Source organism: Dietzia sp. B44, from assembly GCF_014145245.1.
In the GTDB taxonomy this organism is placed as follows: Bacteria; Actinomycetota; Actinomycetes; order Mycobacteriales; family Mycobacteriaceae; genus Dietzia; species Dietzia natronolimnaea.
Map to the genome: position 1 here is coordinate 1 of NZ_JAALEF010000387.1, position 2,493 is coordinate 2,493.

At 72.9% G+C, this 2,493-nt stretch carries 1 protein-coding gene and 1 pseudogene; both read right to left on the minus strand.

What is annotated here, in order from left to right:
* The coding region (locus G6017_RS12505) for a DUF6541 family protein (protein WP_182617642.1) at positions 1-1,503 on the minus strand (1,503 nt) is incomplete at its 3' end.
* Between the two features lie 77 nt (positions 1,504-1,580).
* Positions 1,581-2,493, minus strand: a pseudogene (locus G6017_RS12510) (hypothetical protein); the annotation flags it as partial.

The window sequence follows — 2,493 nt, forward strand, 5'->3', positions numbered from 1 at the left end:
GACCGCGACCCGCAGGCCCGCCGCACCGGTCCCGCGCGGGTCGGTGATCGGGTCGATCAACCGGGCCGACCACCCCGCCAGGGCCTGGACGGCCACTCCCACGCCCACGCCGACGGCGGCCGCCACGAGGACCGCCAGGAGCACCCCGATCCGGCGCGGGTCGTTGTAGTAGATGCTGCCGATCCCGCGCAGTGCGCCGCCGGTCCAGTTACCGAACGTGCTCATGGAGTTGACGCACACCACCAGCACCCCGCCCCAGAGCAGGAGCGGCCACAGCACGAGGCGGCGGAGCATGACGATCACCCCCACCACCGCGAGGGCCAGCAGCACCCAGCGCACTCCCCAGTCCTGCACGTGTCGCACCTGTAGCGCCACGGCCCGGCCCCAGACGGCCGCCCGGTCGGCGTTGATCTCGAACTCGAAGGCCGAGATCTCGTCCGCGTCCTCGGAGACGGTGAGGACCTGGGGCAGCAGCGTGAGCACGCCCGCCAGGCCGATCCCGGCCAGGACGACGAAGTCCCGCAACCGGCCCCGGACCGGGCGCCACAGCCCCTCGAACAGCCACCAGAACAGCACGAACACCGCGGCGGTCACCATGGCTGACGGGTGGATGCCCCCGACGCCGACCAGGCCGAGGGCGGCGGCGGGCACAAGACGTCGGTCCGCCAGCGCGGCCACCACGACCGCGGCCACCAGGCCCGCCAGCCCGTTGGCCACGCCGGAGGGGGTCGCTGCCACCATCACCTCGACGAACGGCAACCCGGGGAACAGCGGGGTGGCCATGGCCGCGACCGCGGCCGAGGTGGCGGCGGCCGGTCGGGAGAAGCGCCGGTGGGTGATGAGCCAGGCGAGTGCGGCCACACCGAGCGGGAACGCCAGCGCCATGGCGCCGATCTGCACCAGGTTGTAGGTCTCGACCGCCCCGATGCCGCGCAGCCCCATGACCAGGGCGGCGATCGCGTGCCAGGTGCTCGGGTAGTAGAGGGTGGCCCCGTTCTCCGGGTACCGGAGCTCGCCCGCCTGGTCCGGGGACGCCAGTCCCGTGTCGTGGATGAACCGGATGTAGTTGGCGTGCCAGTGGGCGTCCCAGCCCTGGAAGACGTTGGCGGTGCCGCCCGGCGTGGCCGAGAGCTCGGTGAGGATCATCTGCCCGATCAGCCACGCGCTCACCGGGATCGACGCGGCCGGGAGCAGCCACCACCACGAGCGGCGGGCACGCGGCGTGTCACCCACCCGCCCCCTACGGCGCCGCCGGATCCACAGCGTCCCGGAGATGAGCAACCCCACCAGCCCGACGATCACCGCGGTGACCGCCGTGGCCACCGCATACGCGCCCAGGGACCACGGCACACCCGTCCGGCCGTACGCGTAGGTGGCGATCGTGACGATCCCCGCGGACACGGGGATCGACGTGCCCACCGCCAACCGGAGCGGGAGCCGTGCGGCCAGTCCCACGATCAGCCCGGGGACCACGAGGAGCGCGGTGAGGGTCAGCATGACCATCGCGATGTCGATGACCTGCCTCCGTCCCTGTCGTACTCATCCGATCCGACCATTATGGGCCACCCGCCCCGCGGCCCTCAGCGCGGCACGAGGACTCCGACCGGTCCGCTGCCGATGCACAACTCCCCAAGGCCCCCTTCGGGAGTGAAGGTGACCCCGGTACCGGACCCCTCGACGCGTACGAACACCGTTCCCAGACCCGCCGACACCGGCACCGTCACCTCGGCGCCCTCGTCGAGGCGGACATCCACCTCGCCGTCCGCGTCGGCGAAGAGATTGAGCTGGACGAGCCAGTCCCGGTCGATCAGGGGGCCGTCGAGCGGGATCCGGGCACCGCCCCCGGAGACCCGGTATCCGCAGCCGGGCTCGGGCCCCTGGGGGATCGTCCGGAGCGCCGCGACCTCGGCCGGATGAAGGGTGCCGAGGGCGTCGATCACGACCGGATCAGTGGTCCACCCGGTCACCGGCGGGATCCCGGGAACACCCGCGAGCAACGACGAGAGCCGGTGTGACGGTGCGGTGACCGGGAGGAGGACCTCGAGCGGGAGATCCTGGTCGAGCAGCGGGGCGCTCCGATCATGCAGCGTCTCGAGCAGGGGGAGGGCGTAGTCGCGGGAGGGCTGTTCGGACCACGTCGTCCGATAGGTCAGGGTCGAGACCGCTGAGGAGGCGAGCAGCGCGATGAGCACCACCACGCCCGCCGGCACCGACCTGCGCCCGGCCGTGGAGGTACCCCGTCGTGGCGCCGACAACGCCAGCGCCGCGGCGGCGCCCAGGACCAGCGGGAATTCGGGGTGGTACCGGAGGGTCTGGACGATCTCCGCCGCGGTGTCCGGGCCCGCCCGCCCCACCGCGACCAGCACCACGGAGAGCAGCGGGTACAGCGCGACCGCAGCCCAGACCGCCCCGGTGCGCCGACGGGTGGCGAGAGACCACGCCAGCACCCCGGCACACGCCAGGACACCGAGGAGCACGACGGAGACCGGCGGA